The organism is Olleya sp. KJ81-1, from assembly GCF_055808135.1.
In genome coordinates, this window is record NZ_CM147854.1 from 1,634,242 (window position 1) to 1,650,284 (window position 16,043).

Genomic DNA, 16,043 nt, shown 5'->3' on the forward strand with positions numbered 1-16,043 from the left:
AAAAAAATGCTGAATTTTTAAAAGAATTCTTGTTAAATACATTAATTAGTCTAAACTAAAAACAGTGTTTAGTTTTTGGATTTGTTCTGGTCGTCCAAGGACAATAACTTTAGAGTTAGGCACTAATTTTAATTCGGCTTCAGGATTTACAATATACTCACCATTACCATCCTTAAAACCAATGACAGTACATCCTGTTTTATGACGTAAGTCTAAGTCTTTAATAGTCTTGATTCCTGTTTTAGGATCGTAAAGTTTTTCTACTTGTACTTCTTCAATATTAATATTACTTTCTCCTACTATAGCTAGATTATCAATAAACTCTATTAAATCTGGTACAACCACTAAGGAAGCCATATGGTCACCACCAATACGATCTGGTAAAATCACGTTATTGGCACCAGCTAGCTTTAATTTTTCGTAAGAAGTTTCTTGAGAAGCGCGACTTATAATGCGTAAATCATTTTTCATTTGTCTTGCAGATAATACAACAAATAAATTATCTGCATCATTTGGTAAGGCCGAAATTAAGGTACTTGCTCTAGTGATTCCTGCTTGCAATAAAATTTCATCTTCATTAGCATTACCCAAAACAAAAGGTGTGTTTTCGTCTTCAAATTTTTCAATAATCTCTTTGTTTCGCTCTATAATTACAAAAGGTTGCTTATGCGCCAATAATTTGGTTGCAGCTTGTTTACCGTTTCGACCAAAACCACATATAATAATATGGTTATTTAGTGCATCAATTTTTTCTGCATTTTCTTTTGTTTTAGTTCTTCAATATTATTTTTACTTAAAATAAATTCGGTAATAATAGTTAAAGCATAACCTACAATAACAACACTGTTTAAAATTAAAAAGATGGTGAAAATTTTAGACTTATCGTCTAAAGGTTGCACTTCTCCAAAGCCAACAGTAGTTATGGTTATTACTGTCATATAAAAAGCGTCCACCCAAGTGTAGTGGGACATAAACCTAAAGCCAATAACACCAATAACTAATAGTATAATTAATAATGCAATTGCAGTATATATTTTAGATCTGTAAAGTGTAATTAGTGGGTTAGTCATAATTTAAAGGTCAAACACCGATGAGCGTTTAGTGTATACAATATCTTTTATGCGCATCCAAAATGCTAAAAATAAGTACAACGCAAAACCAAAACCTAGTGTTGCAAAGGTTAAATACATAAACGAGGTGCGCACTACTTTGGCTCTAATACCCAAACGATCTGCTATACGCTGACAGACGTGATAGCCTCGTTTTTGAAAATAGTGTAGCTGTTTATATAAAAATTGCATACTGCAAGATAATTAATTTTGTGCAAGTATAGTATTACCAATTGCACATTTTAAGCAACGGTTTGTATCGCAATATAAATTTTTAAGCTGAATGACTGCTTGACTATCCAACGCTGATCCCGAAACCACTTTTAAGCTAGCAAACTTATCTACTATTCCGTTTTTTTCTGGTTTTAGTTGTTGCATTAAACTAACAATCTCTTCCTCAATAGATTTACCTTGTTGTTTTGCATAACAAAATTTAAGCGGAATGATTGTGTTTATTAATAACAGATCCACAAAAGACTTTGTAATTTGCTTTTTTCTGGCTGAAGATACTTTGTCAAACGTATAATGCGACTCCCAAAATGGAGAGGTTGACACCGAAAACAATTTATAAATATCCGCAACACTATCCGAAGCAATAACTTTTGAGAACACGTTTTGGTGCAAATGGTATACACTGGCTAATTGTGACAACCTAATCGTAGGAAAATTTGGTGGACGCAGTCTAAAAAACTGAAACGGACTAACACTAGCATTATCAATTTTAAATTTTTGTTTTAAAAACGTATAATCTTTTTGTAGTGCAATATAATACGCCTCCTGAATATCCTGATCCAATAAACCTGCTTGACCAAAAAACAAAGCTTCTAAACTTTGTAAATTACTTTGCTGTTTTCTAACTACTGAAAAATCAAAGCTGTTAGCCAAACTAAAAAAAGCGTCTCCATTAACTTTAAGACCAAAATTTTTAGCAAGTAATTTAAACAAAACAGCTTCCCAGTTATTATTAGAAGCTTTTAAAATAGCTTCAATAGCTTTTGCTTTACTTTCTAAACGTTCAAAAAACAAACGCTCTAACCAATTTGTGACAACAAAAGGAGTAACATTAGCAATCGTGTTTTCGCAATTAATCCAAGTTTGTTTACTATTAAATAGCTTAGCATAATTATTTAAAGCCACTTGAGACACATAATTTTTAAGCTGGATGGTTGGTATTTCTGAGTTGTCTTTTCTAAAAACAGGTGTGTCATGCTCCCAAACAACATGTAAAATTACATTATCGTAATTAGGATCAACTTCATGATTATGCACGTACCAATCGCTAGATTTAATATGGATCTCGACATTGCCAGCCCATAATTGACCAGCAATTATAAGTTGCGCATTAAAAAAATCTGGACCAGTATGATAATTATGTGTGCCTACATTTTGGATAACAACTTGCTCTCCTTTTGTGGTCTGGAGATTTAAGGTTTCAAATTTTTTAAGTTTCCAGAGATAGTGTAAAAAATCTTCTTGCATGGCTTAAAGTTACACTTTTTTATGTAAGAAAAATACGTAGTTATACGTATTGATTTCTAAACTTAAAACTATTAACTTGACTGAACCTTCGATAAAGCAAATTAAAAACTTGTCTTATGTATATGTTGCGCATCATTAACACAAACCGCTAACCAATGATAAAATTCTTTAGAAAAATTAGACAAAATTTACTTTCAGAAGGAAAACTGGGAAAGTACATCAAATACGCAATCGGAGAAATAATACTTGTAGTTATTGGAATTTTAATTGCATTACAGATTAACAATTGGAATGAGAACCGAAAGCAACAATCTGAAATTATAGATATTTACAATCAGATTGCACTTGATTTAGATAATGACATTAGCGAGTTTTCAAGTGTTATCAAATATTACGATTCTATTAAACCCATTTATGATGCTGTCATTTTAGATACTAGAACAGTAGACTTATTAGACGATGGATTATCTAGAATAATGGCTGGAGGTCCAATAATTAATATGAATAAAGGTGGTATTGAACGCTTAAAATCAATCGCTTCAAAAGATAGTCTATCGTTGTACTTAATTGAATTATATGATACTTCAACAACCCTTAACACTATAGAGAAAAAAATTTCTGACGAAAGCTACCAAGTTGTAAATATATTTAGAGATAATTACAGGTGGTATCCCGAATGGATAAGCAAAAGAATAACAAAAGATAATAGCAGTGAAGAGCTGCAAGATTATTTTGTAAATAGTCAAGAATATAGACGTTATGTTATAAGTAGTTACCAGAAATTATACAATGCTTATCTTCCAAATTTGGAATTTGGAATAGTTGAATTGAAAAATATCAGAGCAGCTATTTTAGAACGAATAGACAAATAACGACAACACAAAATAGGTATTATAAAAAGCTAATTTTATTTTACTTACAAATATTCCCAATGAACATTCCATTTGTAATATATTGCCAACTTGATTACTAAATCACACTACTAAACCTACACAAACACACTTAGTAAATCAATTAAAAACCTTTAACTTCGCTTGACAGACCAAAACATAGTCATATACTAGCATTGAAACCCAATAAATTAATACTACCCATAATTGTCATCGCTCAGTTTTGCTGTACCTCACTTTGGTTTGCAGGTAATGGTGTGATTAATGACATGGTCCTAAATTTTAATTTAAAGCTTAGTGCTTTAGGGCATCTAACTTCTGCTGTACAATTTGGATTTATTATTGGTACACTAGTATTTGCTATTTTAACTATTGCAGATCGCTTTTCGCCATCCAAAGTGTTTTTTATAAGCGCCTTGTTTGGAGCAACCTTTAACTTAGCTATTATCTGGAATGGACATACTTTAACAAGCTTATTACTGCTTCGGTTTTTAACAGGTTTTTGTTTAGCTGGTATCTACCCAATTGGTATGAAAATAGCAACGGACTACTTTAATACAGGTTTGGGTAAATCGCTTGGTTTTTTGGTTGGCGCTTTAGTGCTTGGTACTGCTTTTCCGCATTTATTAAAAGATTTTACAAGTAGCTACCCATGGAAGTCTGTATTAATTACAACATCCACACTTGCTGTAATTGGAGGTTTGTTAATTTTATTTTTAGTACCAGATGGTCCTTATCGTAAACCTAGTTTACACACTAATTTTAAAGCGTGTTTTACAATCTTTAAAAAACACAACTTTAGACATGCTGCTTTTGGTTATTTTGGTCACATGTGGGAATTATATGCGTTTTGGGTTTTTACACCTATAATACTTAAACAATATAGTATTAACCATAATATTGCAGATTTGAATATTCCGTTATTATCTTTTTTAATTATTGGATTAGGAGGTGTTGCCTGTATTATAAGTGGCTATGTTGCACAACATATTGGGACTAAAAAGACTGCTTTTATAGCATTGCTATTATCTTGTATTTGCTGTTTACTTTCGTCTTTACTATTTACAGTAACCTCAACAAATATATTTGTTGGTTTTTTAATGTTTTGGGGAATGGTCGTCGTTGCTGATTCACCTTTATTATCGACTTTAATTGCTGAAAGTGCAACACCACAGCTTAAAGGCACCTCACTTACTATTGTAAATTGTATTGGTTTTGCAATCTCTATAATAAGTATACAATTATTAACTGCTTTAATTGAATCGACTACTTCCAACGGAATTTATGTGATTTTAGCTTTAGGTCCAATTTTGGGTTTACTTGCTTTAAGTGGTAAAAAGAAACCTACTATTAGCCAATAAACAAAAAAATCCCAATACTAATTGCTGTATTACTACACACAATTAGTGTTGGGATACTTATAAAATAAGAGTCTTATTTTATTTGATAACTTGTATTATTTGATATCTACCACTTCTAAATCAAAAACAAGATCTTTACCAGCTAATGGATGGTTTGCATCTAAAACGATAGTTTCTTCTTTAACTTCTACTACCATTAAGTTAGTCTCGCGACCATCTTGCGTTTTAGACACTAATCCCATACCTACTTCTGGCGTCATATCCTGAGGTAAATCTGCTTTACTTACTTCTTGAATTAAAGCTGGATTAACATCACCATAAGCTTCTTCTTTAGCAATTGTGATGGTCTTTTTTTCGTTTAATTTCATATCAATAACTCCTTTTTCAAAACCAGGAATTAATTGTCCTTGACCTAAAGTAAACTCTAAAGGCTCTCTTCCTTCAGACGTATCAAAAATTTGTCCATCAGATAATTTACCTGTGTAATTTACTTTAACCGTGTTGTTTTCTTTTACTTGATTCATACTACATTATAAATTTTAAAACGTACGTTTTGCATAATTTTTATGCTGTAATTATTATAGTTTAAACGTACTGACAGGTTAAACGCTAAAACCAAGCCAAACCCTAGATTTAAGGTCAACAAACTTATTTTAGATTAAATTGCGGTTTACTAAACGTCTCCCATTCCTTTGATAATAGTACTGTAGCTGTTTTAAGTATTTAGAAAATACTTATTTACCCAAATCAGCAACTCTGTCATGTTTATGTAAATAACAAAAAATTAAGGTGTCAAAACTGCAAAATACCCATGTAATATTTTACTAAATTGTAGGTCATAAAAAAAGCCCACAAGTTACTTTGTTAGCTTTTTAAATTATTATGTTAATTAGGATTAGTCTATGTAACCCATTTTACGCATCCAGTCGTCGTTAAACATTTTACCAACATAGCGACTTCCATGATCATGGAATAATACCACAACAACATCGTCTTTAGTAAAGTGCTCTTTTAATTGTAACACACCTTTAATTGCTGCTCCTGCACTATTACCTAAAAACATACCTTCTTCTTTTGATAGTCTTTGTGTATATACTGCAGCATCTTTATCTGTTACTTTAGTAAAACCATCGATAATACTAAAGTCTACGTTTTTTGGAAGGATATCTTCTCCAATACCTTCTGTTACGTATGGATAGATTTCGTTTTCGTCAAAAATCCCTGTTTCGTGGTACTTTTTAAATACCGAACCGTAAGTATCTATTCCCCAAATTTTGATATTTGGATTTTGTTCTTTTAAGTATTTACCAACTCCAGAGATTGTTCCTCCTGTACCTACACCAACAACAAAGTGCGTGATTTTACCATCTGTTTGTTCCCAGATTTCTGGTCCAGTACTTTGGTAATGTGCTTTGGCATTACTTGGATTATCGTATTGGTTTACGTACCAACTGTTTTCTATTTCTGTGCTTAATCTTTTTGATACCGAGTAGTATGATCTTGGATCCTCAGGCTCAACTGCTGTTGGGCAAACCACTACCTCTGCGCCTACTGCTTTTAAGATATCTACCTTTTCTTTACTTTGTTTATCTGCCATTACAAAAATACATTTGTATCCTTTTATAATTGCTGCTAATGCTAATCCCATTCCTGTATTACCTGAAGTCCCTTCTATAATTGTTCCTCCTGGTTTAAGACGTCCATCTGCTTCTGCATCTTCTATCATTTGTAGTGCCATACGGTCTTTAACGGAGTTTCCTGGGTTAAAGGTTTCGTATTTAGACAATACTAAACATGGTAACTCTGCTGTTAGTTTGTTTAGTTTTACTAATGGTGTATTACCGATGGTTTCTAAAATGTTATTTGCGTATTTCATTAAGGTATTTTATTTTTTTATTGAAGAAAAAAGCGTCTAATTTATGATTAATCCTTTAAGCTAACGCTTGAAATTAAGACGTACTTGTTTCTAATTTTGATTTTGCAAAAGTACGTTAATTGTCTAAAATTGAAAGTTAAAACTACATTAATTTATTTTAAAACTGTCCTTAGGGTTGATTGCGTTAGCGGTAGAAACGACATCCTTTTTTGTGCGCGCTTATGCGCAAAAAAGATATAGTGGATGACGCGACCCTTGTGGTAACGCCCAAATTATTTAATCAAAACGTATGGCTTTTACTGGCGAAATTTTTGAAATAATATATGATGGGACTAACAGCATTAACAAGCACAAAATAAAGGTACCAATGTTTAATGCTATTATGTAACCTATATTAATGTAAACTGGCACTGCAGAGACGTGATAGGTTTTTGGGTCTAATGGGAATAAACCGAAATATTTTTGTAATAATAGTAAACTTAATCCTATTACATTACCCCAAAATAGTCCTTTTAATATTAAATAAGCTGCGTTGTATAAAAATATTTTACGAATGCTATTGTTAGCACTTCCTAAGGCTTTTAGGATACCTATCATTTGGGTACGTTCTAAAATTAAGACTAGCAAAGCTGTGATCATGTTAATACCTGCTACTAATATCATAATCCCGATGATGGCGTAAATGTTATTGTCAAAGATTTTAATCCACTCGAATATAAAGGGATATTCTTTATCAACCGTTTTAGCATTTAATGTAGAAGGTACCTCTTTAAAAATGGCGTCTCCTGTGGCTTCTAAGGTATTATAATCGTCAATAAAAACCTCGAAACGTCCTACTTGGTCCTCCTCCCATTTGTTTAATCGTTGGATTTGTTTGATGTCACCAATCATATATAGTTGGTCCATCTCTTGCAAACCTGAATTGTAAACACCCACAATATTATAGGTAATTACACGTGGAGGTTTGGTGGTGTCCTCTCTTAAAAAATAGGTGTTTATACGATCGTTTAATTTTAATTGTAATCTATTAGCTAGGTATTGCGATATTAAAACATCTGTACTGATATCCTTTGTGTAGTCAGGTAAGCGACCGTCTGTTAAAAATGTTTTAAAATATTGCCAGTCGTAGTCTGCACCTACACCTTTTATAACAACATATTCAAAATCGTTTTCTAATCTAATAATTCCGGATTTAGTTGCAGTACCTTGTATATGCGTTACTTCTGGTACATTTTTAAATGTTGGATAAAAGTCTTGATTGGTAGAGATTGGTCTTATGCTTTCTTGCGAGTTGTTATTATCGTAATTTTGAATAATACTATGACCATTAAAAGCGATTACTTTTTCTCTGATTTTTTGTTGTAAACCAATACCTGTTGCAATAGCAATCATCATTACAATAATACCTAATGCAATTGCTACGATACCAATTTTTATTATTGGTGCCGATATGCTACTTTTATACGCTTTACTATCAATTATGCGTTTAGCTATAAAAAACTCGAAATTCAAACTAGATTATGCGATTTAATGTTTTCAAAAATACAGCTTTATTATTTGTTTTAATACTAATTTCTTGCGCTTCTAAAACGAAAAATAATATAAATGAAATTAATACTGTTTTGGCTAAAACAGAAACTACTTTAGATAACAGCACAACTAAGCCTATTATTGTTGGTGCCAACCAAACCGAAGCGTATTTACCTTTATTAAAAGGGAAACGTGTTGGTATAGTTGCTAATCAAACTAGCGTAATCTTTAAAAATACTTCCATTAGTAAAACACCAACCTATGATAGTAATACCCATATTGTTGATACTTTACTAGACCTACGTGTTACTGTTAAAAAAGTATTTGCTCCAGAACATGGTTTTAGAGGTACTGCAGATGCTGGCGAAGTGGTTAAAGATGGTATTGACACAAAAACGGGTTTACCTATAATATCATTATACGGAAATAATAAAAAACCTACCGTTGCACAATTACAAGATATTGATGTAGTTATTTTTGATATTCAAGATGTTGGTGCACGTTTTTACACCTATATATCGTCTTTACATTATGTCATGGAAGCTTGCGCTGAACAAAATAAAACCTTGATTGTTTTAGATAGACCAAATCCAAATGGACATTATATTGATGGTCCAGTTTTAGAAAAAGAATATACTAGCTTTGTTGGTATGCATCCTGTACCTGTGGTGCATGGTTTGACTATTGGCGAATATGCACAAATGATTAATGGTGAAAATTGGCTAAACAATGGTGTAAAGTGTAATTTAAAAGTAATTACTATAAAAAATTACAATAGACAAATGGCTTATGACTTACCTATTAAACCGTCTCCAAACTTACCTAATGCTCAGGCTATAAACTTATACCCTAGTTTATGCTTTTTTGAAGGTACTAATGTAAGTGCTGGTCGTGGTACGGATTTGCAGTTCCAGATATATGGTTCGCCTTTTTTACCAAATACAGATTATGCTTTTACGCCTAAATCTAACGAAGGTGCTAAATACCCAAAGCATGAAAACAAAGTCTGTCATGGTTATAATTTAAGTAATATTAAACAACAAAGTGGTTTAAACTTAAGCTACTTAATTAATGCTTATAATACCACATCTACGAAATCTGATTTTTTTATTACTAATGGTTTTTTTACAAAACTTGCTGGTACTAAAAAACTGCAACAACAAATTGAAGCAGGTTGGAGTGAGGACAAAATAAAAGCCACTTGGACAAGTGGCTTAAATGATTTTATGGTTAAACGTAAACCTTATTTATTATATCAATAAAGATTAATCTTCGTAAGGTAGACCGTTAGGTCTTAAGTTTTCTTTTCTGTATTCTTCTCTGGTTTGCTTTTCTACAGATCCATCTTGTATAACAGAGATGTTATATTTCACTTCTTTTTTCTCAAGCTTATTGTCTTCTGTCACTACAGTTTGAACATTTGCAATACGTGCATCTGCTTCTTTTCTTTCTGCTTCAGCAATAGCTCTTAACTCTTCTCTTCTTTTTTCTGCTAATGCTCTTTCTTTTATAGCTTGTTTATTAGCTTCAATTTGTGCTAATTGTCTGTCTGCTTTCTCTCTTTCAGCTTTTGCTCTATTAGCTTCCGCTAAAGCGTGTTCTTGTTTAGATCTAGCTTCAGCTTCTTTTTTGATTAATTCTCTTTGCTCTTGCTCTTTTTGTTTCGCTTCAGCTAAAGCCTGATTTTTTCTAGCTGTATCTTCTGCTGCTCTTTTTATCAACGCTCTTTGTTCTCTTTCTTTAGCTTCAGCAGCTTCTTTGCTTTTATTTGCAACACTAGCTAAACGTGTGTCACTACTTGCATTGTGTCTAGGCTTAATGTTTCTTTTACGCTGCTCGTCATTAGACAAACTGGCTCTTAAAACATCTTCTTCTAAATCTGCAATAGCATCTATTGGCTTAGTAATAGCACCAACTCTGTTTAAAGAAATTGGATACACAGCATCTTCACGATAGGCAACAACGGTATATTGTCCTACTTCAAAATGGTGTAATGGAATTTTTGCTTCCTTACTATCTAGATCCATTAAAACAGACTCTTTTTGAGAATGATATAAGAAACTAAATCTATAGATAGATGAGCTACTTTTAAGTATAATAGTATCTCCTGTTCTGTTTAGTACATGAACAAGTCCTGCTTTGGTTGCATTTACATTTTCAACTATAGTTGTTTTAACTTGCGAAAATACCGAAGTACTTAGCATTAACATTAAGAATAGTAGTAATGTTATTTTTTGCCTAATCATAATATAAATTTTATATAGTTACGCTAAAAATCAGTTATAAGGGAGACCAAATGTATTATGAAATTGGGATATTACATACAAATCTGAACATAATTTATCTATAATTAGCCGAACTACATAAAATAGTCGACGAATAGTTAATTTATCTGATTATCAATGATTTAAAGCTTTAACCGCTAATTAATTATGAGATATTCAATAAATATACCAAGATTGTAAGTTTTTACTATTTTTTTAAAACAAAGTCAATAAACTTCTCAAAAAACACAAATCGATTATGACTTGATTAAATAAAAAAAATACTCGTATTAATATTTAATTCGTTTTTTCATCTCTTCCACTATATTAAAAGCAGCAGGACAAATAGCCACGTTTTTTAAAGTCAAATTAGATATTTGCTGAAACTTTTTACGGTCAGTATGCGGAAACTCTGAACAGGCTTTTGGACGCACATCGTATATTGAACAGTAGTTATCTGCTCCTAAAAAGGTACAAGGTACAGATTGTAATACATAGTCATTCTCTTCATCCAGACGTAAATAGTTATCTATAAATTGCTGTGGTTTTTGCTTAAAATGTTTAGCAATACGTTGGATGTCTTTATCTGTAAATAATGGTCCAGTAGTTTTACAACAATTAGCACACGTTAAACAATCAGTTTTTTTAAACTCGTTATCATGCAACTCTTGCATTAAGTAATCTAATTGCTTTGGTGCTTTCTTTTTTAGCTTAGTAAAAAAGGTTTTATTTTCCTTATGCTTATCTTTGGCAAGCTTTGGAAGACCATTTAAAAATTGTTCCATAGTGCAAAAATAGTATTTTAAATGAAAGACCTTTTCGGAATAGCATTATTAGATTACCATAATGGTAATTATACAGAAGACTTAATAACGTCTACTAACATATCTGACGAAGATGAGTTACCACTACCTTATCTTTTCAGGGATTATCAAGACATGCCAAAATTAGAACAAAAAGCATTGCAACTATCTAAAGGACTGACATTAGATGTAGGTTGTGGCTCAGGAAGTCATAGTTTATACTTACAAGACCAAGGACTAAACGTCAAAGCTATTGACATCTCTAAAGGTGCTGTTGAAGTAAGTCACGCTAGAGGCGTAAAACAGGTTGCACACCTTGCGCTTTTAGATGAAACTGAAACTTTTGATACAATTCTATTATTAATGAATGGTACTGGTATTTTTGAAACCTTAAATCAGGTAGCAATGTATTTATCGCATTTAAAAACATTATTAAATACAGGTGGTCAAGTTTTAATAGACTCTAGTGACATAAAATATATGTATTTAGATGAAGATGGTGGATTTTGGCAGGATATGAATGCTAATTATTATGGCGAATTAGATTATTTTTTAAGTTATAAAGGAGAAGCTGAATTACCAATGAAGTGGTTATATTTAGATTTTAAGTTGCTACAACAAGCATGCGAAACTTCTGGTTTAAAATGCGAAATGCTCGCTGAAGGCGAGCATTATGACTATTTAGCAAAGCTATTTATTTAGATATCGTATCCTTTTTCTGATAATTTGGCTATCATATTTTTGTATAAATCACCACTCCACATTACAGAAATATCACTCATTGAGGCGTTCATGGAGTCTTGAGAGCTTACAATTTTTTGTCCTGTATCGCTTTGATAAAATTCTTTTAAAATTATTTTATCACCTTCTGTTAAGGCTTCAGGCTTAAACATATTTTTACCTGCTTTTGTTTTATATAGCGCATTCATATTTTTTACATCATCATGTGTAAAATGAGCTTTGTAAGCAGATACTATCATTACAGCTAAATCATCCATTGCATCAGGTTTAACTTTTTTTAGATCTTTCCAAACCGAAGCTGGCACATCCTGCGATTCAAACTGCTGCTCTAACATTGTAAACATTTGGTCAATAACCCCTTCATAATAAGTCATTGTTCCGTTGCTTTGTATGCACGCTTTAACATCTTTACTATACTGATCATTTTGAGCAATACTTACTGTACCTATTGCTAAAAAGCACACTAATGCGATAATTTTTTTCATTTTAAAATTGTTTAAGTTATTATAAAATAGCAACTACTGTGCCACTCCATTAATGTACGTTTGATTTACTTTGATATTAGGGATTTCTTTCTCTTCGATAGTCATTATATTATTATCTAAGATAATAAAATCCGCAAATTTACCAGCTTCAATACTTCCTTTTTCTTCTTCTTCAAAATTAGCATAAGCAGCCCAAATAGTCATCCCTTTTAAGGTCTCCTCCCTTGTTAATCCATTGTCTTTATTAAAACCGCCTGCTGGAAATTGGTTTACATCTTGACGAGATACTGCTGCGTAAAAGGTTAAAAACGGACTTACTTGCTCTACCGGAAAGTCTGTCCCTAAGGCTAATCTTCCGCTTTTTTCTAGTAAGGTTTTATAGGCATAAGCACCTTTAATACGGTCTTTTCCTAAACGGTCTTCTGCCCAATACATATCACTTGTTGCATGTGTTGGTTGTATGGAAGGTATGATGTTTTCGTTTTTAAAATAGTCAAAATCATTATCTGTGATAATTTGAGCATGCTCTACTCTCCAACGTCTGTTAGTTAGATCTTTTAAGGTTTTTTGATAAGTCTGTAAAACAAATCTGTTAGCTGAGTCTCCAATAGCATGTGTATTCATTTGGTATCCTGCTTTTGCTATTTTCTCAGCTAAATTAATAAAAGCATCAGTACCAATAACTAATGCACCAAAATGATCATGTTGGTCTGAATATTCTTGTTTTAAAGCTGCTCCTCTAGAACCTAAAGCTCCATCTGCATACACTTTTACAGATTGCACATTTAATCTGTCTGTCTTAATTTTTCCTTTTGATAGGTAATACTCTAAGTTTTCTTTTTTATTGCTAATCATAGCATACATGCGCATGTCTAATGTTCCTGCTTGTTGTAGACTATCAATTAATTGAATGACTTGTTTGTCCAAACCAGCATCAGACACGGTTGTTAAACCTAAATCTGTACATATTTTATGTGCTTCAAGCAAAGCATCAATTTGTTGTTGTTTTGTAGGTTCCGGAAAAATAGCCTCAACCAATTCCATTGGATTATCAATTAATACTCCTGTAAGTTGGCCATCTTTCTTTAAAATTTCGCCTCCTTCAATTGTTGTATTAACATCTATTTTAGCTAAATCTAAAGCTGCTTGATTACATAACATAGCATGACCGTCTATTCTAGTTAGAGCCACAGGTGTATCTGGATATAATTTATCCAATAATGCTTTATTTGGGTAAGTTTTGTCGTCCCAATCGTTTTGATCCCAACCTCTACCAATAATAAAATTGGATGGTCGGTTATTATGAAAATCGATAACACGTTTCATAACATCATCAAAACTTTTAGTATCTCTAAGATTTACTTGTAATTGGTTTAAACCTAAACCGTAAAAGTGACAATGTGCATCGATAAAACCAGGCAAAATGGTTTGCCCTTTAGCATCAATTGTATTTATAGCTTTATATTTTTTATTAATATCATTAGTTGTACCAACTGCTACAAATTTACCATCTTTAATGGCAAAAGCTTCAGCATTGTTAAAATCTGCATCAACAGTATAAACTGTTCCGTTGGTAATGATAGTATCGACTTCAATTTTATCTGAAGCACAGGATACTATAATTAAGAATAATAATAAAACTTTGGTGATTCTCATTTTTAATATTTTTTGTAAATATAAACATAAAAAAAAGCCTCAAATAGAGGCTTTTAATTTAAAATATTAGGTAGTTTAAAACCTATAAATGAATTATTTAATTTTACTGAAAATCAAATTTATACGTTGCTCCTGCTAGAAACTGTATACCTTGAACAGGTGTGTTTTGCCATTTAGTATACTCCTCTCCTACAATATTATTAGCTTTAGCAAATACTGAAAAACGGTCATTTATATGATAACCAACATGTGCATTAGCATCAAAATAACTATCTAAGGTTACAATACCTGAGTTTGGACTAATCAAGTTAGGAATATTAAATTGATCCTTACGCTCACCTACAAAAAACAAATTAGCTCCTGCAAACCATTGATCGGTTATTTGATAATCTAAAAAGACAGATGCTGTTAAATCTGGTAAATTCCAAGCTTCCATTTGGTTAGTAACATCATACGAAAAATACTCACCTTTAATACCTAAAGTAAAGTTACGGTTTATGTCTACATTTAATTCTCCAGCAAAACTAAAAGTAGTCACATCGTCATAAACTAAACTAAACGAGTTGCCAAATGTATATGGCTCTGAGGTTGTGGTAATATCATTGTTTGTGTAAAGTGCTTTATTTTTTTCTGAATAATAATTTCCACTAACCGAGTAACTCATTGTATTAGATAGCTTACCTTTTATTCCTGCAAATGCCTTATACTGTTGATCTGTTGGTGCTATAAAAAGATTTGGTGAGACAAATGGATTTTCTTGAGCAAAATCATAATACGAATTTTGATTTAATCCTCCTGTTACTCCTCCAAAAGCAATTAAAACCTCATCCACCAACCTGTAACTTGCTGCTATATTTGGATAGATAAAAAACTTACTTTTACTTGCTTCAGTATCATTTAAATACACAGCTTTAACACCTAAGTCTACAGTTAAGTCGTCTTGTTTTAATTGAAAAGTTGGTGCTAAACCAATCTGAAAGTTACCATAGTTAATCTGATTAGGATCTGCATAAGCCTTATCAAAACTACCACCAATGTAATCTGTAAACACTTCAATATCTATGTCATTATCCTGAATATTAATTGTACCAATTGCATTAGCTTTAAATCTATTTTCTCCTGATCCAAAGTTATCTCCGAAGCGTCTATATAAAACACTTCCTGAAGATACAATAGCATCTTCAAAAGTAATATCTCCTCCAACATAGCCATTAATAAAACTATGACCAACATCTAAGCTATCTGCTGTTGCTTGATTAAATAATGGTTGTTGTAAACCATACCAATTATACGTTTGGTATTGAAAACCACCTAAAGCAGTCCAGCTATAATCACGATCTTTTTTAGTATATGTTAAATTAAGCTTTGAATCTGAAAATCCACTATCTGTCAATACGTTTTCTATATCACCTTGTGACGAGTGATGTCCTACATATGCACTAAAAATCTGATCTCGACCTATGGCATGATTAAGATACGCTTCTCCAACTATTGTGGTATACGTACCAACACCTAAAGTTGCATAGTTATCGTACAACTTAACTTTTTTTGCTTTATCTACAACTGCTGCTTTTCCTTTTGCAGGCGTAAAAGTAGAAGCTACAGGAAATGAAAAAATGTTATACTTTACTTCTTTTTTAGTTGCAGTCTCAGTATCGTCTAATGTTGGTGTTTCTTTAACTTTAAAAGCGTCAGAAATACTAGGCGTATAAGGTTTAACAACATCTATTACTCCTGTTTTAATGGTATCACCTTCTCTTTCTTGTGCAAAAGCGAAGACAGTGATTAATAGTGATGCTATCGTTAAAATGATTTGCTTTTTTGTACTAAACATAATTTATATTTATGA

General features: G+C 32.0%; 14 protein-coding genes and 1 pseudogene. 4 read left to right on the forward strand and 11 right to left on the reverse strand.

Annotated features, from left to right (window positions below; genetic code table 11):
- Positions 1-45 precede the first annotated feature (45 nt).
- The 3 genes and pseudogenes from AC0L3M_RS07815 to AC0L3M_RS07825 form a co-directional block, all read right to left on the reverse strand.
- A pseudogene (locus AC0L3M_RS07815) lies at positions 46-1,070 on the reverse strand (potassium channel family protein).
- 3 nt (positions 1,071-1,073) lie between these two features.
- Positions 1,074-1,301 carry a PspC domain-containing protein gene (locus AC0L3M_RS07820; protein ID WP_292949775.1) on the reverse strand — a complete coding sequence of 76 codons (228 nt, stop codon included), beginning with the start codon at positions 1,299-1,301 and terminating at the stop codon, positions 1,074-1,076.
- 12 nt (positions 1,302-1,313) lie between these two features.
- Positions 1,314-2,588: a DUF2851 family protein gene (locus AC0L3M_RS07825; protein WP_473432410.1), complete on the reverse strand. Its 1,275-nt coding sequence runs from the start codon at positions 2,586-2,588 to the stop codon at positions 1,314-1,316.
- Between the two features lie 155 nt (positions 2,589-2,743).
- Here AC0L3M_RS07825 and AC0L3M_RS07830 point away from each other — a divergent pair, with 155 nt between their 5' ends.
- On the forward strand, positions 2,744-3,460 hold the full coding sequence (locus AC0L3M_RS07830) for a DUF6090 family protein (protein ID WP_473432411.1): 717 nt from the start codon (positions 2,744-2,746) through the stop codon (positions 3,458-3,460).
- 194 nt (positions 3,461-3,654) lie between these two features.
- Positions 3,655-4,839, forward strand: a complete 1,185-nt coding sequence (locus AC0L3M_RS07835) for an MFS transporter (protein WP_473432412.1) — start codon at positions 3,655-3,657, stop codon at positions 4,837-4,839.
- A 95-nt stretch (positions 4,840-4,934) separates the two neighbouring features.
- Here AC0L3M_RS07835 and AC0L3M_RS07840 read toward each other — a convergent pair whose 3' ends face one another.
- The 3 genes from AC0L3M_RS07840 to AC0L3M_RS07850 form a co-directional block, all read right to left on the reverse strand.
- Positions 4,935-5,363, reverse strand: a complete 429-nt coding sequence (locus AC0L3M_RS07840; protein ID WP_028283634.1) for an FKBP-type peptidyl-prolyl cis-trans isomerase — start codon at positions 5,361-5,363, stop codon at positions 4,935-4,937.
- 371 nt (positions 5,364-5,734) lie between these two features.
- The gene (locus AC0L3M_RS07845; RefSeq protein ID WP_145002575.1) at positions 5,735-6,715 is read right to left on the reverse strand and encodes a PLP-dependent cysteine synthase family protein; all 981 of its coding nucleotides are present in this window, start codon (positions 6,713-6,715) and stop codon (positions 5,735-5,737) included.
- A 276-nt stretch (positions 6,716-6,991) separates the two neighbouring features.
- On the reverse strand, positions 6,992-8,227 hold the full coding sequence (locus tag AC0L3M_RS07850; RefSeq protein ID WP_473432413.1) for an ABC transporter permease: 1,236 nt from the start codon (positions 8,225-8,227) through the stop codon (positions 6,992-6,994).
- Positions 8,228-8,235: 8 nt separating this feature from the next.
- Between AC0L3M_RS07850 and AC0L3M_RS07855 the strand changes: the two genes are divergently transcribed.
- Positions 8,236-9,507 carry an exo-beta-N-acetylmuramidase NamZ family protein gene (locus AC0L3M_RS07855; protein WP_473432414.1) on the forward strand — a complete coding sequence of 424 codons (1,272 nt, stop codon included), beginning with the start codon at positions 8,236-8,238 and terminating at the stop codon, positions 9,505-9,507.
- A gap of 3 nt (positions 9,508-9,510) precedes the next feature.
- Here AC0L3M_RS07855 and AC0L3M_RS07860 read toward each other — a convergent pair whose 3' ends face one another.
- Both AC0L3M_RS07860 and AC0L3M_RS07865 read right to left on the reverse strand, forming a co-directional pair.
- On the reverse strand, positions 9,511-10,491 hold the full coding sequence (locus tag AC0L3M_RS07860) for a hypothetical protein (protein WP_473432415.1): 981 nt from the start codon (positions 10,489-10,491) through the stop codon (positions 9,511-9,513).
- A 308-nt stretch (positions 10,492-10,799) separates the two neighbouring features.
- Complete coding sequence (locus AC0L3M_RS07865; RefSeq protein WP_191100435.1) at positions 10,800-11,294, reverse strand: YkgJ family cysteine cluster protein; 495 nt, start codon at positions 11,292-11,294, stop codon at positions 10,800-10,802.
- A 21-nt stretch (positions 11,295-11,315) separates the two neighbouring features.
- On the opposite strand from AC0L3M_RS07865, the gene AC0L3M_RS07870 reads away from it, so the two are divergent.
- Positions 11,316-12,014 carry a class I SAM-dependent methyltransferase gene (locus AC0L3M_RS07870; RefSeq protein ID WP_473432416.1) on the forward strand — a complete coding sequence of 233 codons (699 nt, stop codon included), beginning with the start codon at positions 11,316-11,318 and terminating at the stop codon, positions 12,012-12,014.
- On the opposite strand, the gene AC0L3M_RS07875 is transcribed toward AC0L3M_RS07870, so the two are convergent.
- The 3 genes from AC0L3M_RS07875 to AC0L3M_RS07885 all read right to left on the reverse strand — a co-directional run bounded on the left by AC0L3M_RS07875 (position 12,011) and on the right by AC0L3M_RS07885 (position 16,028).
- Positions 12,011-12,538, reverse strand: a complete 528-nt coding sequence (locus AC0L3M_RS07875; RefSeq protein ID WP_473432417.1) for a DUF2059 domain-containing protein — start codon at positions 12,536-12,538, stop codon at positions 12,011-12,013. The two genes, AC0L3M_RS07870 and AC0L3M_RS07875, sit on opposite strands and share 4 nt — an antisense overlap.
- 33 nt (positions 12,539-12,571) lie before the next feature.
- Positions 12,572-14,194, reverse strand: coding sequence for an amidohydrolase (locus AC0L3M_RS07880; RefSeq protein ID WP_473432418.1), 1,623 nt, complete (start codon positions 14,192-14,194; stop codon positions 12,572-12,574).
- 103 nt (positions 14,195-14,297) lie between these two features.
- Complete coding sequence (locus AC0L3M_RS07885) at positions 14,298-16,028, reverse strand: TonB-dependent receptor (RefSeq protein WP_473432419.1); 1,731 nt, start codon at positions 16,026-16,028, stop codon at positions 14,298-14,300.
- Positions 16,029-16,043: the final 15 nt, after the last annotated feature.